The sequence below is a fragment of the Mycobacterium sp. 23 genome, from assembly GCF_048287075.1.
Classification (GTDB): domain Bacteria; phylum Actinomycetota; class Actinomycetes; order Mycobacteriales; family Mycobacteriaceae; genus Mycobacterium; species Mycobacterium gordonae_B.
In genome coordinates this window covers 3,441,358-3,465,248 of sequence record NZ_JBLVUX010000005.1, presented here as the reverse complement: position 1 = coordinate 3,465,248, position 23,891 = coordinate 3,441,358, and the positions used below count along the sequence as shown (strand labels likewise).

20 protein-coding genes and 1 pseudogene are annotated in these 23,891 nt (G+C 67.1%); 7 read left to right on the top strand and 14 right to left on the bottom strand.

The window, feature by feature from the left end:
* The first annotated feature begins 173 nt into the window (after positions 1–173).
* Entirely contained in the window at positions 174–2,735 is a 2,562-nt protein-coding gene (nirB, locus tag ACNQS7_RS17310; RefSeq protein WP_418013483.1) for a nitrite reductase large subunit NirB, read from the top strand.
* An 18-nt stretch (positions 2,736–2,753) separates the two neighbouring features.
* A complete protein-coding gene (nirD, locus tag ACNQS7_RS17305) occupies positions 2,754–3,122 on the top strand; it encodes a nitrite reductase small subunit NirD (protein WP_418013482.1) in 369 nt (122 codons plus the stop codon).
* On the opposite strand, the gene ACNQS7_RS17300 is transcribed toward nirD, so the two are convergent.
* From ACNQS7_RS17300 to ACNQS7_RS17285, 4 genes are read right to left on the bottom strand one after another with little or no spacing between them, the layout of a single operon-like run.
* Complete coding sequence (locus ACNQS7_RS17300; RefSeq protein ID WP_418013481.1) at positions 3,119–3,568, bottom strand: hypothetical protein; 450 nt, start codon at positions 3,566–3,568, stop codon at positions 3,119–3,121. The genes nirD and ACNQS7_RS17300 overlap by 4 nt on opposite strands.
* A 46-nt stretch (positions 3,569–3,614) precedes the next feature.
* Positions 3,615–4,325 carry a sirohydrochlorin chelatase gene (locus ACNQS7_RS17295; RefSeq protein ID WP_418013480.1) on the bottom strand — a complete coding sequence of 237 codons (711 nt, stop codon included), beginning with the start codon at positions 4,323–4,325 and terminating at the stop codon, positions 3,615–3,617.
* Positions 4,322–5,467, bottom strand: a complete 1,146-nt coding sequence (locus ACNQS7_RS17290) for a uroporphyrinogen-III synthase (protein ID WP_418016034.1) — start codon at positions 5,465–5,467, stop codon at positions 4,322–4,324. The genes ACNQS7_RS17295 and ACNQS7_RS17290 overlap by 4 nt, the downstream gene beginning before the upstream one ends.
* Positions 5,468–5,501: 34 nt before the next feature.
* Complete coding sequence (locus ACNQS7_RS17285) at positions 5,502–6,899, bottom strand: nitrate/nitrite transporter (RefSeq protein WP_418013479.1); 1,398 nt, start codon at positions 6,897–6,899, stop codon at positions 5,502–5,504.
* A 362-nt stretch (positions 6,900–7,261) separates the two neighbouring features.
* On the opposite strand from ACNQS7_RS17285, the gene ACNQS7_RS17280 reads away from it, so the two are divergent.
* Positions 7,262–9,076: a PE family protein gene (locus ACNQS7_RS17280; RefSeq protein WP_418013478.1), complete on the top strand. Its 1,815-nt coding sequence runs from the start codon at positions 7,262–7,264 to the stop codon at positions 9,074–9,076.
* Between the two features lies 1 nt (position 9,077).
* On the opposite strand, the gene ACNQS7_RS17275 is transcribed toward ACNQS7_RS17280, so the two are convergent.
* From ACNQS7_RS17275 to ligD, 6 genes are all read right to left on the bottom strand, one after another.
* Positions 9,078–10,475, bottom strand: coding sequence for a nitrate/nitrite transporter (locus ACNQS7_RS17275; protein ID WP_418013477.1), 1,398 nt, complete (start codon positions 10,473–10,475; stop codon positions 9,078–9,080).
* A gap of 123 nt (positions 10,476–10,598) precedes the next feature.
* Complete coding sequence (locus ACNQS7_RS17270) at positions 10,599–11,132, bottom strand: GNAT family N-acetyltransferase (RefSeq protein ID WP_418013476.1); 534 nt, start codon at positions 11,130–11,132, stop codon at positions 10,599–10,601.
* A 24-nt stretch (positions 11,133–11,156) separates the two neighbouring features.
* Complete coding sequence (locus ACNQS7_RS17265) at positions 11,157–12,035, bottom strand: 5-oxoprolinase/urea amidolyase family protein (RefSeq protein WP_418013475.1); 879 nt, start codon at positions 12,033–12,035, stop codon at positions 11,157–11,159.
* Positions 12,036–12,045: 10 nt separating this feature from the next.
* A complete protein-coding gene (locus ACNQS7_RS17260) occupies positions 12,046–12,714 on the bottom strand; it encodes a 5-oxoprolinase subunit B family protein (protein WP_418013474.1) in 669 nt (222 codons plus the stop codon).
* Positions 12,715–12,799: 85 nt separating this feature from the next.
* The gene (locus ACNQS7_RS17255) at positions 12,800–13,789 is read right to left on the bottom strand and encodes an ABC transporter substrate-binding protein (protein ID WP_418013473.1); all 990 of its coding nucleotides are present in this window, start codon (positions 13,787–13,789) and stop codon (positions 12,800–12,802) included.
* A 32-nt stretch (positions 13,790–13,821) separates the two neighbouring features.
* A complete protein-coding gene (gene ligD / locus ACNQS7_RS17250) occupies positions 13,822–15,069 on the bottom strand; it encodes a non-homologous end-joining DNA ligase (RefSeq protein WP_418013472.1) in 1,248 nt (415 codons plus the stop codon).
* Positions 15,070–15,138: 69 nt separating this feature from the next.
* On the opposite strand from ligD, the pseudogene fadD2 reads away from it, so the two are divergent.
* A pseudogene (gene fadD2 / locus ACNQS7_RS17245) lies at positions 15,139–16,806 on the top strand (long-chain-fatty-acid--CoA ligase FadD2); the annotation flags it as partial.
* A gap of 200 nt (positions 16,807–17,006) precedes the next feature.
* Here fadD2 and ACNQS7_RS17240 read toward each other — a convergent pair.
* The 3 genes from ACNQS7_RS17240 to ACNQS7_RS17230 all read right to left on the bottom strand — a co-directional run bounded on the left by ACNQS7_RS17240 (position 17,007) and on the right by ACNQS7_RS17230 (position 20,988).
* Complete coding sequence (locus ACNQS7_RS17240) at positions 17,007–19,181, bottom strand: acyl-CoA dehydrogenase (protein ID WP_418013471.1); 2,175 nt, start codon at positions 19,179–19,181, stop codon at positions 17,007–17,009.
* Positions 19,182–19,249: 68 nt separating this feature from the next.
* The gene (locus ACNQS7_RS17235; RefSeq protein ID WP_418013470.1) at positions 19,250–20,365 is read right to left on the bottom strand and encodes an alpha/beta hydrolase; all 1,116 of its coding nucleotides are present in this window, start codon (positions 20,363–20,365) and stop codon (positions 19,250–19,252) included.
* Positions 20,362–20,988 (bottom strand): TetR/AcrR family transcriptional regulator, encoded by a 627-nt coding sequence (locus tag ACNQS7_RS17230; RefSeq protein ID WP_418013469.1) that lies wholly within the window; start codon positions 20,986–20,988, stop codon positions 20,362–20,364. Before ACNQS7_RS17230 ends, ACNQS7_RS17235 begins: the two co-directional genes overlap by 4 nt.
* 74 nt (positions 20,989–21,062) lie before the next feature.
* Between ACNQS7_RS17230 and ACNQS7_RS17225 the strand changes: the two genes are divergently transcribed.
* Both ACNQS7_RS17225 and ACNQS7_RS17220 read left to right on the top strand, forming a co-directional pair.
* Complete coding sequence (locus ACNQS7_RS17225; protein ID WP_055580212.1) at positions 21,063–21,644, top strand: VOC family protein; 582 nt, start codon at positions 21,063–21,065, stop codon at positions 21,642–21,644.
* Between the two features lie 17 nt (positions 21,645–21,661).
* The gene (locus tag ACNQS7_RS17220) at positions 21,662–22,207 is read left to right on the top strand and encodes a hypothetical protein (protein WP_418013468.1); all 546 of its coding nucleotides are present in this window, start codon (positions 21,662–21,664) and stop codon (positions 22,205–22,207) included.
* Here the strand turns inward: ACNQS7_RS17220 and ACNQS7_RS17215 are convergent.
* Positions 22,134–22,838 (bottom strand): TetR/AcrR family transcriptional regulator, encoded by a 705-nt coding sequence (locus ACNQS7_RS17215; protein WP_418016033.1) that lies wholly within the window; start codon positions 22,836–22,838, stop codon positions 22,134–22,136. The genes ACNQS7_RS17220 and ACNQS7_RS17215 overlap by 74 nt on opposite strands.
* 80 nt (positions 22,839–22,918) lie before the next feature.
* Here ACNQS7_RS17215 and ACNQS7_RS17210 point away from each other — a divergent pair, with 80 nt between their 5' ends.
* A complete protein-coding gene (locus tag ACNQS7_RS17210) occupies positions 22,919–23,824 on the top strand; it encodes an oxygenase MpaB family protein (RefSeq protein WP_418013467.1) in 906 nt (301 codons plus the stop codon).
* Positions 23,825–23,891 lie beyond the last annotated feature (67 nt).

Genomic DNA, 23,891 nt, shown 5'->3' with positions numbered 1-23,891 from the left:
GCTGTGCTGGTCGGCTACCCCGTTAAACATGAGTGCCCCACGCTAAAGTTCCACCTGGTCGTTCGCTGGGAGCGAACATCGTCACACAGCCGATTGCCAGTTGTGAGGACGGCGTGATGAATGCGTCACATTCGGCGTCATTCGCCGCAACATCGGCTTCGTAGTCTCGTGACATGTCCTCTGCCGGAAGTACTCCCGCGCGCGCTGACGTCCGGCGTGTTGTCGTGGTCGGCCACGGCATGGTCGGTCATCGGTTCGTCGAGGCACTGCGCGCCCGCGACACCAGCGGCGCTTGGCGGATCACCGTGTTGGCCGAGGAGGCCGATGCCGCCTACGACCGCGTCGGCCTGACCTCCTACACCGAAAGCTGGGACCGCAGCCTGCTGGCCCTGCCCGGCAACGACTACGTCGGCGACCCGCAGGTGCAACTGCTGCTGAACACCCGTGTCACCGAAATCAACCGTGCGGCAAAGACAGTCGTCACTACCGACGGCCGGGTCCACGGTTACGACGCCCTGGTTCTGGCTACCGGGTCCTATGCCTTCGTGCCACCGGTCACCGGCCACGACCTGCCGTCCTGCCACGTCTACCGGACCCTCGACGATCTCGACGCCATCCGCGCCGGCGCCCAACGCGCCGTCGAGTCGGGTGGCGCCGGCGTTGTCATCGGTGGCGGGTTGCTGGGTCTCGAGGCCGCAAACGCTTTGCGCCAGTTCGGAGTAGCGACACACGTCGTCGAGATGATGCCCCGGTTGATGGCTCAGCAGATCGACGAGGCGGGCGGCGCGCTGCTGGCCCGGATGATCGGCGAGCTCGGCATCGACATCCACGTCGGAACCGGCACCGAATCGATTGAGCCGGTCACGCATTCGGATGGGTCCGAATCGATGGTGGTGCGACTCTCCGATGGCCGGGTGATCGACACGGGCGTGCTGATCTTCGCCGCCGGCATCCGGCCCCGCGACGAACTGGCCCGGGCCGCCGGCTTGGACATCGCCCCACGCGGTGGCGTGCTCACCGACTTGGCCTGCCGCACCAGCGATCCCGACATCTACGCGGTAGGCGAGGTAGCCGCGATCGAGGGCCGGTGCTACGGCCTGGTCGGCCCTGGCTACACCAGCGCCGAAGTGGTGGCCGACCGGCTGGTCGACGGCAGCGCGGAATTTCCCGAGGCGGACCTGTCCACCAAGCTCAAGCTGCTCGGCGTCGACGTCGCCAGCTTCGGCGACGCAATGGGCAGCACCGAGAACTGCCTTGAGGTCGTCATCAACGACGCGGTGAACCGCACCTACGCCAAGCTGGTGCTCTCCGACGATGCCAGGACGCTGCTCGGCGGCGTGCTGGTCGGCGATGCCTCGTCGTACGGGGTGCTGCGTCCCATGGTCGGCAGCGAATTGCCCGGCGACCCGCTCGCGCTCATCGCCCCGGCCGGGTCGGCTGGTGCCGCCGGTGCTCTGGGCATTGGGGCACTGCCGGATTCGGCCCAGATCTGCTCCTGCAACAACGTCAGCAAGGGCGACCTGAAGTGCGCCATCGCCGACGGCTGCGCCGACGTCGCGGCGCTGAAGTCCTGCACCGCCGCCGGTACCTCGTGTGGATCCTGCGTACCGCTGCTCAAGCAGCTGCTGGAGGCCGAGGGCGTGGAGCAGTCCAAGGCGCTGTGCGAGCACTTCGGGCAGTCGCGGGCGGAGCTGTTCGAGATCATCTCGGCCACCGAGATCCGCACCTTCTCCGGACTGCTGGAGCGCTTCGGCCGCGGAAAGGGTTGCGACATTTGCAAACCCGTCGTCGCCTCCATTCTGGCTTCCACTGGATCCGACCACATCCTGGACGGCGAGCAGGCCTCGCTGCAGGACTCCAACGACCACTTCCTGGCCAACATCCAGCGCAACGGCAGCTACTCGGTGGTGCCGCGGGTGCCCGGCGGCGACATCAAGCCCGAGCACTTGATCCTGATCGGCCAGATCGCACAGGATTTCGGTCTCTACACCAAGATCACCGGCGGTCAGCGGATCGACATGTTCGGGGCTCGGGTGGACCAGTTGCCGGCGATCTGGAAGCGCCTGGTCGATGCCGGCATGGAGTCGGGTCACGCCTATGGCAAGGCGTTGCGGACCGTGAAGAGCTGTGTCGGCAGCGACTGGTGCCGGTACGGCCAGCAGGATTCGGTGCAACTGGCCATCGACCTCGAATTGCGTTACCGCGGACTGCGGGCACCCCACAAGATCAAGCTCGGGGTGTCGGGCTGCGCACGGGAGTGCGCCGAGGCGCGCGGCAAGGACGTCGGGGTGATCGCCACCGAGCAGGGCTGGAATCTCTATGTCGGCGGCAACGGCGGAATGACCCCCAGGCACGCGCAACTGCTGGCCAGCGACTTGGACACCGAGACGCTGGTCCGTTACATCGACCGGTTTCTCATGTACTACATACGCACGGCCGACCGCTTGCAGCGGACCGCGCCGTGGGTGGAATCACTCGGCCTGGAACACGTGCGCGAGGTGGTGTGTGACGACTCGCTGGGCCTGGCTGAGGAATTCGAGGCCGCCATCGAGCGCCACGTCGCCAACTACCAGTGCGAGTGGAAGGGCGTGCTGGAGGATCCGGACAAGCTCTCGAGGTTCGTCTCCTTCGTCAACGCCCCCGACGCCGTCGACCCGACGGTTACGTTCACCGAGCGTTCGGGACGCAAAGTGCCTGTCCCCATTGGTATCCCGCGAGTCCGCGGACAGCTTTAGTTAGGGAGGGAATGAATTATGACTACCGTCAACGACATCCAGGCGTGGACCACTGCCTGCCAATACGACCATCTCATTCCGGGACGGGGCGTCGGGGTGCTGCTCGACGACGGTGCCCAGGCGGCGCTGTTCCGGCTTGACGACGGCGCCGTGCACGCGATCGGCAATGTCGATCCGTTCTCGGGCGCGGCGGTGCTGTCCCGCGGCATCGTCGGGGATCGCGCGGGCCGCGCCATGGTCCAATCGCCGATCCTCAAGCAGGCATTCGCGCTGGACGACGGTTCCTGCCTGGATGACGAGCGGGTTTCGGTGCCGGTCTACCCGGTGCGCGTGACCGCCGACGGCCGGATTCTGGTGGGGCGGTTCGCGGCGCGAATGGCTGCCTAGTCGATCTTGCCGACGAGATAACGCTGCATCGTCGGACCGATCGCGTCCACCAACTGTTCCACCGTCATCGAGTGCAGCGGCTCGGAACGCACGCCGTAGCGCATGATTCCGAGCCCGACCAGTTGCGATGCGCACAGCGATGCCCGGACGGCGATCTTGTCGGCCCCCAGCATCCTGAGCAGCGGGTTGAACACCGGGCCGATCAGCATCGACTGGACGATCTCGGCGGTCTTGGACAGACCCGTGGAAGCGATCGCACTCGCGGCGAATGGTCCGCCGCCGGCGGCATCCCACGTGGTGATCAGCATGTAGAGCGTGCGGCGGCCTACCTGGTTGACACTCCCGGTGAAGATGCGGTCGATGAACTCCGGTGTCCGGAACGGTAACCGGAGCATCTTCGCCACATCGTCGAGGAGTCCTCGCGAGGGCTCTTCGTTACGGGCCATGTTGCCAGGATTACCCGGGATGCCTACAAACATCAAGTGTCGTTGATCACGCCGTGCGCTGGTAGAGCCTTCCGGCCGAAGAAGCGGCGGCGTCGCGGAACCGGTCGGCGACCAGGCGGGCCACGCCGGGATGGGTGCCTAACGGCCGCGTCACGAGGTCGGCGCCACAGGCGTCCAGCCGCTCCTGGAAGAGGCCGTCGGCCAGCAGGTAGGAAGCCACCACGACCCGGCGTGCGCCGCGGCGACGGGCGTTGGCGACGGCATCGCGGATGGTAGGGGTGCCGGTGGCCGCGAATCCCAGCTCAACGGGCGACCCGGTCAGCGTCGACAGCAACGTCGCCGCGAGGTCCAGGTCGGCACGGGCCCGGCGGTCGGAAGTACCCGCCGCGGCCAGGACCACTGAATCCTCGTAATGCCAACCGGTTTCCAGCAGGTTCTGGTAGATGATCCGGGCGATGCCCGGTCCCGGGCCGAGCGCGGGGGTGACGAGGACATTCGGGTGTCCGCTGGCCTCGATATGTGCGGGCAGGTCGGCCCGGACGTGAAAGCCGCGAGAAAGGAACGCGGGCACCACGATTGCGGGGTCGCTCCTGGCGTGCACGGTCGAGAGCACTTCGCTGGGGGTGGGCCCGAGCACATCGACGAACGCCACCGCGATGTCGCGGTCGAGCAGCTCGCCCACCCGGGCGGCGAGGTCGCCGATCATCGCGACGCCGGCCGACCGGCGGGTGCCGTGGGCCGTCAGGATCAGGCTCATGCGGCGTCGTGCTCTCCGTCGAGGGCCAGCCGGTAACCCCGCTTGACCACGGTGGCGACGATGTTCCTGTCGCCCAGCGCCGTTCGCAGCCGAAGCACTGCGGTGTCCACCGCATGCGTGTCCCCACCGTTGCCGGGCAGCAGTCGCAACAGCTCCGCGCGTCCGACCACATCCCCGGGCCGGTGTGCGAGGGCATGCAGTATCGCCATGCCCGTGCCCGACACCGTCTTGACCGAGCCGTCGACCAGCACACAGGTACCCCGGATGTCCACCAGATGACCGGCGGCCCGCACACTGCACGAACCGAGCAGGGGCAGTTCCTCGGCGATATGGCGTGCCAAGGCGCCCAACCGCATTCGCTCTGGTGACGATGTCGGCACCCCGTGCCGGATCAACGGTCGCGACGTCACCGGGCCCACGCACATCGCGTGCACGCTGCTGCGGAACGCCGCCAGCACCTGGTCCTCGATGCCCAGGTCGCGGCTGCGCTCCAGCACCGCCACGGCCGCCGGGGCCGAGGTGAAGCTCACCGCGTCGAATTGGCGCCGGGCGATACCGGTGACCAGCTGATCGAACTCCCCGTCCAATGGCACTGGCTTCCAACGGTATACCCGGATCGGAACCACGTCGGCGCCCGCGGCGCGCAGACCACCGAGGAACTCCGGAAAGGGATCCCACCCGTCGGCCGCGCCGTGCAACTGAACGGCTATGCGCTTACCGTCGACTCCCGACTGCAGTAGGTATTCCAGCACTTCGTGCGAGGATTCGGATTCGGGTGACCATTCCTCGCGGAGTCCGGCGGCGCGCAGTGCGCCGGTTGCTTTCGGGCCGCGCGAGATGACCCGCGCTGATGACAACGAGTCGATGAGTTCGGTCGCCAGGCCCCACCCTTCGGCCGCCGCCACCCAGCCGCGAAATCCGATGCCGGTGTGGGCCACCAGAATATCCGCTGGATTGGCGATCAAAGCCTGTGTGTTGCCGTGCAATTCGTCGTCATCGGGAAGCGCGATCATGCTGATAGCGGGCGCGGCGAAAACCTCCGCTCCGTGACGATTAAGCAGCGCGCACAACTCTTCTGAGCGACGCGCTGAGGTGACTGCGATGCGGTAGCCAGTGAGTGGCGCAGACGTTGACTGGGCCATATGTCCTTTGTATGCCAGGCTCATTTCCGAAGCGTTACCTGGCAATTGCTGCAGCATTGCCCTCGGCTGCGTTCTTCATCACAGGTGTGCCGGGACGTCGCACGTACATTGCCCAGGTTAGCCACGCGGCGAAGACGTAGGACACCAGGAACGTCCAGTAGGCGGAGGTCTCGGTGCCGCTGTGCAGATAGGACTCGCGCAGCGCCAGGTTGATGCCCACCCCGCCCAGCGCCCCTACGGCTGAACAGAATCCGATCAGCGAACCGGACATGGCACGCGCCCAGTGGCGACGCTGGGCCTCGGCGACATCCAGGGAACGGCTACGTGCCTCGAAGATCGACGGGATCAGCTTGAACACCGAGCCGTTGCCCATCCCGGCCAGGATGAACAACGCGATGAAGCACGTCACATAACCGATCAGCGTGAAACTGCCCGTGTCCGGTGCGATGTCGTCATGGGTGCTGATGCCCACCAGCAAACCTGATGCCAGGATCATGCCGGCGAGAACACCCAGGGTGACCCGGCTCCCGCCGATGCGATCGGACAGGCGGCCGCCGTATATCCGTGCCAGCGAGCCCAATAGTGGCCCGACAAACGCGATCTGGGCCGCGTGAAGTGCCGCGTGCTTGACGGATTCACCGTGCTCTTCGAAGTTGACCTGCAACACCTGGCCGAAGGCGAATGCGAAACCGATCCAAGAGCCGAAGGTGCAGATGTAGAGCAGCGAGATCACCCAGGTGTGCCGCACGAACAGCACCGAGCGCAACGTGTTCAGCTGAATGCCGTGTTCCAGGTTGTCCATGAACAATGCCGCGGCGATACCGGCGATCGCCAGCAGCACAAGGTAAATCGCACACACCCAGTACGGTGCCCGGTGACCGGCGGTGGCCAGCGCCAACAGCCCGGCGAGTTGGATCACTGCGACTCCCAGGTTTCCGACACCGGCGTTGACGGCCAGCGCCGCACCTTTGAGCCGCTCCGGATAGAACGCGTTGACATTGGCCAGGGAGGCCGCGTAATTGCCGCCACCCAGGCCGCTCATGGCCGCGCACAACACATACGGCCACAGCGGCAGACCGGGATGGGCCAGCAGCGCGATGGTCAGGGCGGTGGGGATCAGCAGCACGAACGCCGAGAACGTGGTCCAGTTGCGGCCGCCGAACCTGGCGATGCCCAGCGTGTAGGGAATGCGCGCGCAACCGCCGGTCAGCGTGGCAACGGCACCCAGCAAGAGCTTGTCGCCGGCCGAGAAGCCGTACACGGATGCGGGCATGAACAGCGTCATCACCGACCACAGGGACCAGATCGAGAACGCGACGTGATCGCCGGCCACCGTGCAGAGCAGGTTGCGCCTGGCGATCTTGTCGTTCCCGGCTTCCCAGGCCGCGGTGTCCTCGGGATTCCAGTCTGCTATGCGATGGTTGCGGCCCATAGGTTATTCACCTTTCCGGGCACCTCGACGGGCACCACGAAGTGAAGAGGCTTGCGCCAAGGTCGGTTTCGATGCTCACATCGAGCGCTTGAGGCAGTCAACCCGAAACGGCCCACATCGACTGAAAGTTGTGTCCCAGTTGTCTGCCAGATACCTGTAAACCTCGAAACACCTTGAGGCCGACTGTGAATACCCCGACGCCACTGCGGGGTGTCGCGTCACCGAAGTCACACTCGGGGTTTCGGTCCACCAATTGGGGGAGGAAATTTCATCCCGTCAATCCACCGCTTGCCGTAGAGACGTGTGGCCGGCGCCACACCAGAGTGATCAGCGAGCCCGAAGTGGAAGGGAAATGGATCACCGTGTCATATCTAATGGTTGCCCCAGAAGCACTTTCGTCGTCAGCGGCGGATCTGGCCAGTATCGGTTCGGCGCTGCGGTGGGCCAATGAAAACGCTGCCGCTTCGACGACGGAGGTTTTGGCCGCGGGCGCTGACGAGGTGTCGGTGGCGTTGGCGTCGCTGTTCTCCGGGCATGGTGAGGCCTATCAGAGCCTGTCCGCCGCGGCGACGGCATTTCACGACCAGTTCGTGCAGGCCCTTGCCGCGAACGTGAGCTCTTATACGGACACCGAGGCCGCCAATCTGGCTCTTCTGCAACAACAAATCCTCGAAGCGGTCAATGCCCCCACCGAAGCTGCGCTGGGGCGGCCGTTGATCGGAGATGGCGCCGACGGCGCCGAGGGGTCGGGCGCCAACGGCGCAGCGGGCGGAATCTTGTTGGGCAACGGGGGCAATGGAGGCTCGGGTGCGACCGGTCAGGCAGGAGGTGCGGGTGGCGCTGCGGGTCTGATCGGCAACGGCGGGGCCGGCGGTGCCGCTGGTGCCGGCGCCAACGGCGGCGCCGGTGGGAGCGGGGGGTGGCTCTACGGCTACGGCGGGAACGGCGGCAGCGGCGGGGCGGCGACGTCGGTCGGCATGACGGGGGGCAATGGGGGCGCGGGCGGCAGCGCCGGACTGTTCGGCATCGGCGGCGACGGCGGGCACGGCGGTGCCGGCATGACCGGAGCAGACGCGGTGAACCCGGCGTCGGTTACCGACCCGAGCCTCAACGGCTTGGACAACCCCAGTAACCAGGTCGGACAAACCGGAGCCGCCCGGGGAGGCCTCGGCTCGCCCGGGTCACCCGGCACCGTCGGGGTGGATGGCGGCAACGGTGGAAACGGTGGCAGCGCCGATGTCACCCGTACCCCGGGCGTCACCGCGGAAGCGGACGCGATTTCCGGAAGCGGCGGCAAGGGCGGCACCGGCGGTCCCGGCGGCGCCGGCGGTGGCGACGGCGGTACGGCCGGTTACGCGCGCTCCGTGGACGGCGGGGCCCTCGCGGCATTCGGCGGCAAGGGTGGTGACGGGGGCGCCGGTTTGAACGGACAGGCCGGGAGCGCCGGCGGCGCTGGCGGGGATGGGGGCCGCGGCGGGTGGCTGGTGGGCAACGGCGGTAACGGCGGTCTCGGCGGCGACGGTGGGTTCGGCGGTAGCGGTTCCGCCGGCGGCAGTGGCGGTTCCGGCGGCGGGCATTACTACATCGATTCGTCCTCCACGAACGCCGCCTACAGCTCAGGCGGAAACTCGTTCGGCGGCAACGGCGGACGGGGCGGCAGTGGCGGCGGGGGCGGCCATGGCGGCCAGGGTGGCGCCGGTGGCGCGGGCGGAAACGCCGGGGCCGGCGGGATGCTGGTCGGCAACGGTGGAGCGGGTGGCTTCGGCGGGGCCGGTGGTGCCGGGGGGAGCGGCGGCCTGGGCGGCCACGGCGGCAACGGTGCCGCCGGCGGCAACGCCGGCGCCCCTTCGGGAACCGCGTTCGGCGGCTTCGGCGGCGCCGGCGGGGACGCCGGCCACGGCGGTGACGGCGGCAACGGGGGCTACGCGGGTACCGGCGGGACCGGCGGACGCGGCGGACTGATCGGGTGGGACGGCACGGGCGGCGGCTTCGGTGACGGCGGCGCGGGGGGAGCCGGCGGCTCCCGGGGTGACGCCGGCACCGGCGGCGCGGCCGGGCTCGGCCTGGGGTCCACTGGCTACGACGGCCTGGCCGGAGCCGACGGACTGAGCGGCCCGGACTTCGACGGGACCCCGGGCACCGCCGGCTACCCCGGCCCGACAGTCAAGCGCGCGTGATCTACACGTACGCCAGGCCGGTGCGGCCGGCAGCGGTTGCGCCAAGCGGCCTGCGCACGTAGATCGCCCAGGTCAGTACCGAGGCGGCGATGTAGAACCCGACGAAGACCCAGAACGCCGACGTCGCGGTGCCGTCACTCGAATAGGCCTGGCGCAGAGCGAGATTCACACCGACACCGCCCAGCGCGCCGACGGCGCCGGCGAACCCGATCAGTGCGCCGGACATCGAACGCGACCACTGCCGTCGTTCGGCCTCACTCACCGGCAGTGAATGGCTGCGGGCCTCGAAGATCGACGGGATCATCTTGTAGACAGAGCCGTTGCCGATCCCGGACAGGATGAACAGCGCCACAAAGCCCACCACGTAACCGATCATCGTGGAGGCCGGTGCGGGGCCGGTGCGGTGATCGCCGAAAGTGCTGACGCTGACCAGTATTCCGGCCGCGAGGATCATCGCGCAGAACGCGCCCAGGGTGACCCGCCCGCCGCCGATGCGGTCGGCCAGCCGGCCCCCGTACACCCGAGACAGCGAACCCAGCAGCGGTCCCAGAAAGGCGATCTGGGCAGCATGCAGGGCGGCTTGCCCCGTGCTCTGCCCGCCCGCGATGAAGTTGATCTGCAACACCTGGCCGAACGCGAACGAGAACCCGATGAACGAGCCGAAGGTGCCGATGTAAAGCGTTGAGATCACCCAGGTGTGCGGCTCGGCCAGCACCTTGCGCATGGTGTGCATCTCGATGCGGTACTGCTTGAGGTTGTCCATGTGCAACGCCGCGCCGATACCGGCCACTGCCAGCAGCACCAGGTACACCGCGCAGACCCAGTACGGCCTACGGTCACCGGCGGTTGCGATCACCAGCAGGCCGACCAGCTGGATCATCGGCACTCCGAGGTTGCCGCCGCCGGCGTTGAGTGCCAGCGCCCAGCCTTTGAGCCGTTGCGGGTAGAAGGCGTTGATGTTCGTCATGGAGGAGGCGAAGTTGCCGCCGCCGAGTCCGGCGAGCGCGGCACACACCAGATACGGCCACAGCGGCAGGCCCGGATTAGCCAGCAGCACAATGGTTCCGACGGTGGGGATAAGCAGCACCACCGCCGAGAAGACGGTCCAGTTGCGGCCGCCGAACTTCGCGGTCGCGAAGGTGTAGGGGAACCGCAGGCAGCCACCCACCAGCGTCGCCGTGGCGCCCAGCAGGAATTTGTCCCCGGCGGAGAACCCGTACACCGACGCCGGCATGAACAGCACCATCACCGACCAGATCGACCAGACGGAGAATCCGACGTGCTCGGCGGCCACCGACCAGATCAGGTTGCGCCGGGCGATGTCCTTGTTGCCCGCCTCCCACGCGACCACATCTTCGGGATCCCAGTCGGAGATAACGTGCGAACGGCGGGCGAACATGAAGACTCCTAACGTCATCGAACTTGCCGATCACGCTAGAAATCCATTGTTGCCCGAGCGCTTCCGTCACCGACCCGGGCGTGTGAACTTCCGATCACCCCGCCGCCCACCGTGGTGTGAGGCTTACCAGACGTCTCCGTCGCGCCAGTCGCACATCAACTCCGCGGAGGTGTCCAGGGTCACGCTCACCGGCAGGACGAATATCGAACCGTCGTCATCGGGAGTGCGGGCCGGACCGGTGGGAGCCAGCACCGAGGTCGGGCCGAGCCAGGGCAGCCAGCCCCGGGCCGCATACAACCCGCGGGCGTCCACCGTCGAGCTCAGCGCACCGAGTTGGTAGGCGCCACGCATCACCTGCTCGGCCCCGTCCAGGAGCGCGCGAACCAACCCCTGGCCGCGCCAATCCTCGCGTACCGCAACACCTTCCACATACCCACAGCGCAGCGCCCGGTCATGGTAGATCAGCCGCCGCTGCACCACCGCGGCGTGCGCGATGATCGCACCGTGGTGCCAGACCAGTGCGTGCATCCCGCCCAGGGTGTGCTCCCAGTCGGTGTCGGTGAACTCACCGGCGAACGCCGTGGTGACCATCTGGTAGATGCTCTGGCGCGTGTGAGTGTCCAGATCGGCGGTGTGGACCAAGCGTGCGGTGTGCACGGTGCTTGTTCTACCAGGCCCGGCCTACCCCGCTCGCCGTGGCCGTGCCCAGTGCAGCCGCACGTGCTGTCCGGGCCGCACCTGGGCGGCCTTGTCGATGTCCTCGTCGACCACCACACCGATCACCGGGTATCCGCCGGTGACCGGGTGATCGGGTCCCAGAATCACCGGCAGGCCGTTGGGGGGCACCTGAATGGCGCCGCGCGTGGCGCCCTCGCTGGGTAGCTGCCGGTCCGGCTCGCGGTGCTGCAGCGGACGGCCGACCAGGCGCATGCCCACCCGGTCGCTGCGGTCGGAGGCCACCCAGTCGGTGCGGACCAGGATGTCCGGGTCGACGAACCAGTCGTCGCGCGGCCCGGGTATCGCCAGCAGCTCGACGGCGTCCGTGGTGATGGCGGCCACCGGGGCCTGGTCCAGTTCGGGGTAGTCGTCGGTGTGGTCGCCGATCGGCAGCACGTCGCCGGCCTGTAACGGCAATGGGCCGATCGCCGACATCACGTCGTAACTGCGCGAGCCGAGTACCGGCGTCACGACGATGCCGCCGCGCACCGCCAGATACGTCCGCAGGCCGGCCCGCGGGGTGCCCAGCGATATCACCTGTCCATCACGAACATGGTGAATGCTGTTGGTGCCGAACATGATTCCGTTGACAGTGGGATCGGTGTCGGCACCCGTCACCGCGATGTCCAGGTCGCCGCCGCGCACCCGGGCGGTCAGGCCGCCGAACGTCACCTCGACGGTGGCCCGGTCGTCGGGGTTGGCGACCAGCCGGTTGGCCAGCGTGTGCGAGCGGCGGTCGGCGGCGCCGGACGGGCCGACGCCCAGGTGGGCGAGTCCGGAGCGGCCGAGGTCCTGAAGGATCGCCAGCGGCCCGGTGCGCAGGATTTCCAGGGTGGGGGTCATGACCGGCTCCCTAACCGGCCCTGAACCGGACCCACCGGCCCTGCGTGAGCAGCGCGGGCTCGGGTCGATCGATGTCCCACAACACCGCGTCGGTGTGGCCGATGATCTGCCAGCCGCCCGGTGACTGTCGCGGATAGACCGCGCTGAACTCGCCGGCGAGGGCCACCGCGCCGGCCGGCACCGAGGTTCGCGGCTCGGATCGACGCGGCACGCGAAGCCGCTCGTCGCCCCCGATCAGGTAGGCGAAGCCCGGGGCGAACCCACCGAATCCCACCCGCCACCGGGTGGCGGTGTGCGCGTTGATGACCTGCGCGGGACTCAGTCCGGTGTGATCGGCGACGTGGGCCAGATCCGGGCCGTCGTAGACGACGTCGATCACGATGTCGTCAGCCGGATCGCCGGGGCTGGGATGCGCCTCGTCGGCGACCACCCGCAACCTTCTGATGCGCTGCCTGGTGACGCCCTGGAAGCGCGGTCCCTCGAGTTTCACCAGGACCGTGACCGAGGCCGGGACGATGTCCACGACCCCGGGTAAGCGCGCCGCCCGTAGCGTCTGCGTCCACGCCAAAACCTCGGCGGTGCTGTCACACTGCATGATCAGTGCTTGGTCGCCGTAGTCGACCATGGTGGTTGCCAAGTCGAGGCCCCCCGAGAAATCGGTGATCTCCGTCGCACTCATCTTTCGACGGTAGCTCTGGCCACCAACGCCTTGCGAGCGAATTCGAGCACTGCCAGAGGTGCCTTAGCAAACGCTCAGAGCGTCATCAGCCCAGGATCTTGGCCAGCTGTGGAGGCAGCTGATCGGCGACCACGGGATAGCTCAGCGGCGACGCGAAGGCGATTGCTCCGGCCAGGTCTTTACCCGTGAAGATATGACGCTTCTGCGCGGTGGCCTGTGCCGCGGCCACCTCGGGGTCGGCCAGCAGCGCCTGCTCCTCTTCGGGGCTCTCCGTCGACCAGATCACCACGTCGGCGGCATCCAGCACGTCTTTGATGTGATCGCGGGGGATCACCGCCCGGTGGTCGCCGGCGTAGGGCTTGATGCTGTCGGCGACCACCAGCCCCATCTGGTTCAGAAAATCGGTGCGCCAGCCGGCCACGGTCGCCACGATCGTGCCCTGCCAGATGCGGCCCTGCATCAGCAGCGCCTTGCGGCCCTTCCAGGTCGGATTCTTCTGTCCGACCTCGGTGAACCTGCCGTCGACGGCGTTGACCAGCGTCTTCATCTGATCGGCCTGGAACACCGCCTGGCCGATCGCGGCAGCCTGGTCCTTCCATGGCTCGAAGAACGCGTCGCCGTCGGACTGGGCGATGGTCGGGGCGATTGCGGAGAGCTTCTGGTACGTGTCGGAGTCCAGGCCGGCGTTGGTCGCCACGATCAGGTCCGGCTTGAGGCCGGCGATCTGATCCACCTGGATACCGTTGTCCAGGTTCAGCAGAACTGGTTGTGCCGCAGCAAGTTTCGGCTGCGCCCAGGGCCATACCCCGAACGGCTGGTCGCCGAACCAGTTAGTCACCGCGATCGGCACCACGCCCACGGCCAGCAGGTCGTCCTGTTCGGTGTAGCCGGCGCTCACCACCCGCTTCGGCGGCTGTTTCACGACGGTCTGGCCGAACAGGTGCGTGACCGTCACCGAACCGCCGCCGGCCGATCCGGAGGCCGGCTTGGGGTCGGAGCACGCAGCAATCAGCCCGGCGACCCCCGTCACCCCGGCGGCCTGCAGAAACCCCCGCCGACTCCATCCCTGGTGCACAGCGAGAGAGTATCGCGTGTCTTACCGAACCGTCAGTTACGTGGCTTCTTTCCAGGGCTCGGCTTTGGGGTGTAGCCCGCCCAGGGGGAGTAATCGGCGATCAGTTCTTCCTGGGGCGGCCGCTGGTCGGCGGGTACGTGCTGCAGGTTGACCCGGATCCGGTACCAGATCGAACTGGGTCCGCGCATGCCGTCGACCAGCACGTCGACCGGCTGCAGCAGCGCGGACGCCGCGGGATGCCGCTCCCGCCAGGTGTCCAGTGCGGACATCGCCTCGTCTTTGGTCTTGGTGCGGGCCACCTCGATCAGCGGCATCACCGATTGCCGCCGGCCATCGGCGGACTTCTTGGCGCCGCGCGGCGCCTTCTCCGGGGGACCCAGTTCGTCGGCCAGTCCCAGCAATTGATCGAGGCTGCCGCTCACGTCGTCCATGCCGGCCCACGGGTCGCCCAGCTCGGCGAACCGGTCGGGCACCGTGGTGATGGTGAACTCCTCGGGCCGGCACCCGGGTACCTCATCCCAGCGCAGCGGTGTGGAAACCCGGGCGTCGGGGGTGGCGCGCACCGAGTACGCCGACGCGACGGTGCGGTCCTTCGCGTTCTGGTTGAAGTCGACGAAGACGCCCTCTCGTTCCTCCTTCCACCACCGGCTGGTCGCCAGGTCGGGTGCGCGCCGTTCGACCTCGCGTGCGACGGTCTGCGCGGCGAGGCGCACTTTGGCGAACGGCCAGTGCGGGGCGATCCGGGCATAGACGTGGAATCCGCGTGACCCCGACGTCTTGGGCCAGGGGGTCAGGCCATAGTCCTCGAGAACCTCCCGGGCCACCAGGGCGACGTCGACGATGCGCCGCCAGTCCACACCGGGCATCGGGTCCAGGTCGACCCGCAGCTCGTCGGGGTGCTCGAGATCGTTGGCGCGCACCGGGTGTGGGTTCAGGTCGACGCAACCCGTGTTGATCACCCAGGCCAGTCCGGCGGCGTCGTGGATGACGGCCTCGTCGGCGTAGGTGCCCGACGCATAGCGCAACGTGGCGACGTCCACAAAGTCCGGCCGGTTGGCCGGCGCGCGCTTCTGGAACACCGCCTCCTCGGTGATGCCCTTGACAAAGCGCTTGAGGATCATCGGCCGTTCCGCCACCCCGCGCAAAGCGCCATCCGCGACGCTGAGGTAGTAACGCACCAAGTCGAGCTTGGTGATGCCTTGATCAGGGAAAACAACCTTGTCCGGATGCGTGACGGTGACCTCGCGGCCGGCCACGTCCAGCGACACGGGTTTGGTCATAGAACTCGATGGTAATTCGGGGGAAACCTACCGATCGCTTTGCGACCTCCGTCACATATGGTGAGGAACATGCCTAATCTCAGCGACCTGCCAGGGCAGATCCCTGCCAAGATTCAGCAGTACGTCGAACGCGGCGCTGCAGAACTGCATTATGTGCGCAAGATCTTCGAAGCGGGCGCATTCAAGATCGAGTCGCCCCTCAAAACCGCGGCGATGGCGGCTGATATCGCCAAGTGGGGCGAATTCGGCATGCTGCCGTCGCTGAACGCGCGGCGCCATCCCGATGCCCGGGCGGTCATCGACGAGGAAGGCGAGCTCACCTACCAGGAGCTCGACGAGGCCGCCCACGCCGTCGCCAACGGCCTGATCGAGATGGGCGTCAAGGGTGGCGACGGGGTGGCCATCCTGGCCCGCAACACCCGCTGGTTCGTCATCGCCAACTACGGCGCCGCCCGGGCCGGTGCCCGCATCATCCTGTTGAACAGCGAATTCTCCGGTCCGCAGGTCAAAGAGGTCTCCGAGCGCGAGGGCGCCAAGGTGATCATCTACGACGACGAGTACACCAAGGTGGTCAGCAAGGCCGAGCCGGAGCTGGGCAAGCTGCGGGCGCTGGGCACCAACCCGGACAGCGACGAGGACTCGGGCAGCACGGACGAGACGCTGGCCGACCTGATCAAGCGCAGCAGCAAAGAGACGGCGCCCAAGGCCAGCAAGCACGCGTCGATCATCATCCTGACCAGCGGAACCACCGGTACTCCGAAGGGCGCCAACCGCAGCACCCCGCCGACGCTGGCGCCGGTCGGCGGCATCTTGTCGCACGTGCCGTTCAAGGCTAACGAGATCACGTCGCTGCCGGCGCCGATGTTCCACGCGCTGGGCTACCTGCACGCCACCATTGCGATGTTCCTGGGCTCGACGCTGGTGCTGCGCCGCAAGTTCAAGCCGCCGCTGGTGCTCGAAGACCTCGAGAAGCACAAGGCGACCGCCATGGTGGTGGTGCCGGTGATGCTGTCGCGTCTCCTGGACGCCATCGAGAAGATGGACAAGAAGCCCGACCTGTCGCACTTGAAGATCATCTTCGTGTCCGGGTCGCAGCTGGGCGCCGAGCTGGCGACGCGGGCGCTCAAGGACTTCGGACCGGTCATCTACAACATGTACGGCTCCACGGAGATCGCGTTCGCGACCATCGCCGGACCCAAGGACTTGGAGAAGAACGCCGCGACGGTCGGACCCGTGGTCAAGGGCGTCAAGGTCAAGATCCTCGACGACAACGGCAAGGAGAAGCCGCAGGGCGAGGTGGGCCGGATCTTCGTCGGAAACGCCTTCCCCTTCGAGGGTTACACCGGCGGCGGTCACAAGCAGATCATCGACGGTCTGATGTCCTCGGGTGACGTCGGCTACTTCGACGAGGACGGTCTGCTCTACGTCTCCGGACGCGATGACGAGATGATCGTCTCCGGGGGTGAGAACGTATTCCCGGCCGAGGTCGAGGACTGCCTCAGCGGGCATCCCGAAGTGGTGGAGGCCACCGCGATCGGTGTCGAGGACAAGGACTGGGGTCACCGGCTGCGTGCCTTCGTGGTCAAGAAGGACGGCTCCGACGTCGACGAGGACACCCTGAAGAAGCACGTGAAGGAAGAGCTGGCCCGCTACAAGGTGCCCCGCGAGGTCATCTTCCTCGATGAGTTGCCGCGCAACCCGACCGGCAAGATCCTCAAGCGCGAACTGCGTGAGCTGGATGTCGACGACAAGGACAAGGCCGCGGACAAGGCCAAGGACCTCGCCAAAGACGCCGAGAAGAAGGGCGACAAGGGCGAAAAAAAGGCCGACGAGAAGGCCGACGAGAAGGCCGAGTGAACTTTCCGCGTCGAGCGTGAACCTACGGCGGGAAAATCGCGGAAATACCGCCACAGGTTCACGCTCGATGAGGCGTTGGCTTACGGATCGCGGGGCAGTCCCAGCAGCCGCTCGGCGATGATGTTGAGTTGTACCTCCGAGGTGCCGCCGTAGATGGTGGTGGCCCGGCTGGACAGCAGATAGTCGCCCCACTTGCCCTGCGGGGTGTCGGGGTCGCCGATCACGGCATCCGTCCCGAAAGACGACACCGCGAACTCGGCGTAGCCCTGCCCGGTGCGCATCGACAGCAGCTTGGAGATGGCGGCCGACGGCATCGCGTCGCCGCCGGCCAGGGTCAACAGCGTGGAACGCAGGTTGAGCACCTTGGCGGCGTGGCCCTCGGCGATCAACTGGCCGGCGCGGTGCCGGGCGACCTGGTCGAAATGACCGTCCCGCACGAACTCGACGAACTGCGGCAGGCTCGCAAGGAAGTTCAGGTCGCTCCCGCCGATCGAAACCCGTTCGGCGGTAAGGGTATTGCGGCTGACTTCCCACCCCCGGTTCACCTCGCCCAGCACATACTCGTCCGGCACGAAGACGTCGTCGATGTAGACGGTGTTGAAGAACTCCTGCCCGGTGAGTTCGCGCAGCGGCTTGACCGTCACGCCCTCGCTCTTCATGTCGAGCAGGAAGTAGGTGATGCCCTGATGCTTTGGGGCGTTCGGATCGCTTCTCGCCAGCAGCGCACCCCACTGCGAGAACTGCGCGGCCGTGGTCCAGATCTTCTGCCCCGTGATGCGCCAGCCGCCGTCCACCTTGGTCGCCTTGGTGGACAGGCCGGCCAGGTCGGATCCGGCGCCGGGCTCGGAAAACAGCTGGCACCAGATCATCTCGCCGCGGAACGTCGGAGGCAGGAAACGCTGTTGCTGCTCCTCGGTGCCGAACGCGACGATGGACGGGATGATCCAGGCGGCGATGCCGACCTGCGGGCGTTTGACCCGCCCGGCGGTGAATTCCTGGGAGATGATCACCTGCTCGACGGGACTCGAGGCCCGGCCCCAAGGCTTCGGCAGATACGGCAGCACCCACCCGGCCTCGGCGATCGCGACGGTGCGCTCGGCGCGATCCATGTCTTTGAACGCCGCCACCTCGGCGCGAATCTCGGCGCGCAGCTTCTCGGTTGCGGGATCCAGATCGATGTCGACCGCGCGCATTCCGGTGGTGGTGGCGGTGTCGACCACCCGTTGCGGGTATTCCGAGGCGCGGCCGAAGCAGGCCGCCAGCAACAGGGCCCGGCGGTAGTAGACGTTGGTGTCGTGCTCCCAGGTGAAGCCGATGCCGCCGTGCACCTGAATGCAGTCCTGCGTGCACCGCTGGGCAGCGGCCGGTGCCAGCGTCGCCGCCACGGCAGCGGCGAACCCCAGGTGCTCGCTGTCCTCGTCCAACGCGCGGGCCGCGTCCCACACCGCGGCCGTGGCCCGCTCGGTATCGGCCATCATCTCGGCGCACTTGTGCTTGATGGCCTGGAACTGTCCGATCGGCCGGCCGAACTGTTCGCGGATCTTGGCGTAGGCCGATGCGGTTTCGGTAGCCCAGCGCGCCACTCCCACCGCCTCCGCCGACAGCAACGTCGTCATCAGCGCGTGCGCCTTCGTCATGCTCAAGTTGGCCAGTACCACGTCATCGCCCACTTCGATCGCGTTGGCGCAGACGTCGGCGATGGGCCGCAGCGGATCGATGCATCGCACCGGCGTTATCTCCAGCTGCTCGGCGCGCAGCACCACCCACTCCTCCCCGCTGTCGATGGCAACCGGCAGCACCAGGACGGAGGCCTGCGCGGCGGCGGGGACCGCGCGCACTTCGCCGCGGATCACGAGCACGTCACCCTGTCGGGTGGCCGTCAGTCCCGAATCAAGCGCATAGGCGCCGATCGCCGCCCCGGACGCCAGCTCGGCCAGTACCTTGGCGTCCGGGTCGTGCGCGGCGATCAGCGCGCTCGCGATCGCCGACGGCACAAACGGCCCGGGCACCGCGCCGTGACCGAATTCGGCCAGCACGATGGCCAGCTCGAGCAGGCCGAAACCCTGCCCGCCGACGGATTCGGCGAGATGCACGCCCTGCAGGCCCTGCTCGGCGGCGGCCTGCCAGTACGGCGGTGGATTGTCCACCGGTGTCTCCAGCGCGGCGTGCAGCACTTCCGACGGCGCTACCCGCGCCACCAGGGACCGCACTGAATCGGCCAGGTCTTGATGTTCAGGGGTGATCGCGATCGGCATTGGTCGCCTTCCCATCGATTCGCGGGTTCGCTTTCCAAGCTAACAACCAGTGGGTTGGTCAGCGACAGCTAGCCCCACCGTTGCCCGATCCACGCCGCGATGGTGTCGGCCTGCGCGTCGCGGGCGCCGGGGGTGGTGAAGTAGTGATCGGTGTCGATCGCGGCCTGTGATTTGTCGGAGCCGGCCAGTGCGTCGTAGATGCGCCGGGCATCCGACGGGAAGACTCCGGTGTCGGCTTCGGCGTTGATCACCAGCGCGGGGCAGGTGATGCGGCGCAGGTGCGGCTCGGCCCTCGTCTGGGCCACCCGCAGGCTCCACATGCCCAGCCAGTTGCGCAGGGTGCACGCGGCGGCGATCCCGAGTGCGGACCGGTTGGCCTTCACCGGCGGACCTGCGTAACACGAATTTGGTTGCCGCTTGGTGGGTTCGAGGGTCGGGTCGACCATGCGGGGGTCGGCCCAGGTGCGCATCACGGTGAATGGGCGATCGAAGAAGCCCGCGGCGCGAACGCGTTTGAGTTCGGCTTCGGCCCAATCGGTGATGACATGGTTACGCGCCTCCTGTGCCGCCCGGTAGCGCTGTACGAACTCCGGTGAATACGGCGGGCCGTTCTTCTCGTTGAACAGGTCCAGTTCGGGATCGGTTGCCACGGGGTCGTTCTCGTCGACGACCGCCCCGTCCATCCAGGCGGTGAGCACGTCGGGCCGCCCGGGATGGGCGGCGGTGGCGACGTATCCGTCGGCAGCGGGCAGGTCGGTGACGCCGGTGGCCGGACGCATGCCCTCCAGCGGCGTCACGTTCGGATCCACGGCCTGGGACTGATAGGCCGACATCAACGAGCCGCCGCCGGAATTGCCCAGCAGCACAACCGTTTCGACGCCCGCCTGCTCACGCAGCCAACGCACGCCCACCCCGATGTCGACCAGCGCGTGATCGAGCAGAAAGCTGCTTTCGAAGCCCCGAAAGCGGGTGTTCCAGCCCAGGAACCCGATGCCGCGGGCGGCCAGATACTCGGCGATGTAGTGCTCGGAGAAATCGATCTGGTAATGCGTGGCGATCATCGCCGTCTTCGGCCGCTGCCCGGCCGCGTGGTGATAGAGCCCCTGGCACGGGTGCCCACCGGCCCCCGCGCGTCCCGCGGTCGGCGACGGCAACCCGATGAATTCACGGATGATCTCGGTCAAGAGCGACGCTCCTCGCTGTAGATGGCCCGGTAGTAGATGTTGGCCAGCGTTCGGATGCAGGCCTGGTCGTCCGGGCTATCGGGGTCCCGGGTGAGCTGGATGTAGCAGAACTGGTTGAACATGGCGACTATCGCCTCGGCCAGCAACTGGGGATCGTCGTCGGGGCAGTAACCCTGCCGCTGGGCGCGTCTGACCGACTCGGCGATGAAAGATATTGGGATAGAGCACATCTCGGCCCAGTGATGGGCGAAGTCCGGGTTGACCATGGCCAGCTGCGAGACGCTGATCATCTCCGCGAGGCGATGCCGGTAGGTCTGCCAGTGCGCGGCGGCGGCCTGATGGGCACGCTCGCGCTCGGACAGGCCGTGCTCGATCACCGCTGCGGCGCGCTCGCCGGCCTCGTCGCGGAAACGCAGCGCCCATTGGCGCACCATCGCCTCTTTGGAGTCGTAGTAGTTGTAGAACGACGCGGCCGAGCGGCCTGCCTCCGCCGCGATGTCGGCGATGGTCGTCGCAAGTATTCCTTTGCGCGCGATCACCTTTCGGGCAGCGGCGTCGATCGCGGCCTGGGTGCGCCGGCCGCGGTGGGTGGGGCGCCCGGTCGGTACTGCCGTGCTCGTCACGCGCACCTTCCCCTGGAAACCAACCTGAATCTGATGTTAGATTCAGGTTTCGATCTTAGGTAGGAGTCGCGAAGATGATCAAGCCGCACAACACCAACAGCGAGTTCGAACTCGGCGGAATCAACCACGTCGCGCTGGTGTGCTCGGATATGGAGCGCACCGTGGACTTCTACAGCAATGTTCTGGGCATGCCGCTGATCAAGTCGCTCGACCTGCCTGGTGGCGCGGGGCAGCACTTCTTCTTCGACGCCGGCAACGGTGACTGCGTCGCGTTCTTCTGGTTCGCCGAGGCGGCGGACCGGGTGCCGGGAATCTCGTCGCCCGGTGCGCTACCGGGCCTCGGCGACATCACCAGCGCGGTGAGCACCATGAATCACCTGGCCTTCCACGTGCCGGCCGAGAAGTTCGACGCCTACCGGCAGCGGCTGAAGGACAAGGGCGTGCGGGTCGGCCCGGTGCTCAACCACGACGAGAGTCCGATGCAGGTGTCCGCTACGGTGCACCCAGGGGTGTACGTGCGCTCGTTCTATTTTCAGGATCCGGATGGCATCATGTTGGAATTCGCTTGCTGGGTAAGGGAATTCACCGAAGCGGACACTCCGGCGGTGCCCCGGACCGCCGCCGACCGCCGCCCGCCGGTGGCAGCGGCCCGCTAGCCGCCGATACTTTGAGGGTGACCGAGGGCATTCTCACTGACGAACAGATCGAAGCGCTGAGCGCCGAGCAGCGGCGGGAGCTGATCACCCGGCTGGAAAAGCCGCTGAGTGAGCTGGAAGATCCTGAGGTCCTGGCCCGGATGCGACGTATCCGACTCGGTCTGATCGTCGGCGGCCTGATCGTGATGATTCCGTGGATCGGCTATCTGTCGGTCACGCTGCCGCAGAAGTACGTGGCCCACAACTGGCCGGCCACCTGGATCGGCTTCGACATCCTGTTGCTCGGGTTCATGGGGGCCACCGCGGTGCTGGGGTTTCTGCGCCGGCAGTTGATCGTGCTCACCGGTTTCACCACCGGCGTGCTGCTGATCTGTGACGGGTGGTTCGACCTCATGACCGCCAAACCGGAGGACGCCGCCGTGTCGGTGCTCACCGCCATGCTGATTCAGGCGCCGATGGCTTTCCTGCTGATCTCCGGAGCCCTGCGGATCATGCGCCTGACGTGGCTGCGTCTGTGGCTGCATCCCGATATGCGGGTGTGGCAGGTTCCGCTGATGCCTTAGCCGGCCGGTAGAGGCTCGGCTCGGTGAGTTCGACCAGCAGCGAGGCCAGGTGATCGGCGAGTTCGTCGGGGGTCATTTTCACGTCGCCCTCCAGCCAGGCGCTGATGGCCTGCCCGACGCCGCCGACCGCGAAGTGTGCCGCTGCCGTCACATGCTGATTCGCCGGTGCCCCCAACATGTTCATCACATGCTGGCCGGATATGAACGCAAACAACGCGCTGGACTCGGCCCGTTTCCGCATCACCACAGCGTTGGCGAGTTTGGTGCTGAACACCAGACGGCCGATACGGGGGTCCTCCGCGACCGTGTCCACCACGACCGCCATCCCGGCACGGGCCTGGTCATATGTCGGTCCCGAAGCCGCGGCGGCCTGCATGTTGGTGGCGAGTTTGGCGATCACCCAGTCATAGACGTGCTCGACCAACTCGTCTTTGTCGCCGAAGCTCTCGTAGAAATAGCGGGCCGACAGGCCGGCGCGCTGGCAGACGCTGCGGACCGTCAACTCCGGGTCATCGGGAGAGCCGAGCAGGTCCAGTCCTGCCTGCAATAACTGGCTACGGCGCGCGGCCGACCGCTCGGCTGCCTCGATGCCGCGATACGGCCGCGCGCTCTGGGACGTCATGGCACCCATCTTGACATCGGGGGGCGGCAACAGACAATATCAGGAAACGTGTGTTTTCAAAATTATGGCGCAATTGCCGGGAGTCGACGATGACGATTGAACAGACCGCGCGCCGCCGCGTTCCTCATGTCGAGCGGCCGATCTCCGACCCGCCGCGGCCGTCGGGCAGGAGCCGTCGGCGGATCGCCAAGGACTACAGCCTGATGGGTTTGGCGCTGCTGGCCGGCCCGGCCAACGTGATCATGGAGTTGTCGCACCCCGGCGTCGGCCACGGCGTGGCCGAGAGTCGCGTGGAGAGCGGGCGCATCGATCGTCATCCCATCAAGCGGGCGCGCACCACGTTCACCTACATCGCGGTCGCCAACGCCGGCACCGAGACCCAGAAGGCGGCCTTTCGCCGCGCCGTGAACCGCGCGCACGCGCAGGTCTACTCCACGCCCGACAGCCCGGTGTCCTACAACGCGTTCGATCCGGAACTGCAGTTGTGGGTCGCCGCGTGCATCTTCAAGGGTGGTATCGACGTTTATCGGTTATTCGTCGGGGAGTTGGACGACGAAGAGGCCGACCGCCTTTTCCGGGAAGGCATGTCGATCGGCACCACCCTGCAGGTGCCGCCGGAGATGTGGCCGGCGGATCGGGCGGCTTTCGACAAGTACTGGCAGGAGTCGCTGGAGAAGGTGCACATCGATGACACCGTCCGGGAATTCCTATATCCGATCGCCGTAGCCCGGATCAAGGGCGTGCCGCTGCCGGAGTGGGTGCGTGCTCCCTTGGAAGGTGTCGCGCTGCTGATCACCACCGGCTTCCTGCCGCAACGGTTTCGCGACGAGATGCGGCTGCCGTGGGACGACGCCAAGCAGCGGCAGTTCGACGGGCTGATGTCGGTGATCGGTGCGGTGAACGGCCTGATGCCCAAGGTGGTTCGGCAGTTCCCGTTCAACCTGATGCTGTGGGACCTCGATCGACGGATCAAGAGCGGTAAGCCGCTGGTCTGATCGGAGTCGCCCGGACGCCGTATTGAAAACGATTGTCAAAATCAGTAACCTCCAAAGCCAGGGCTCG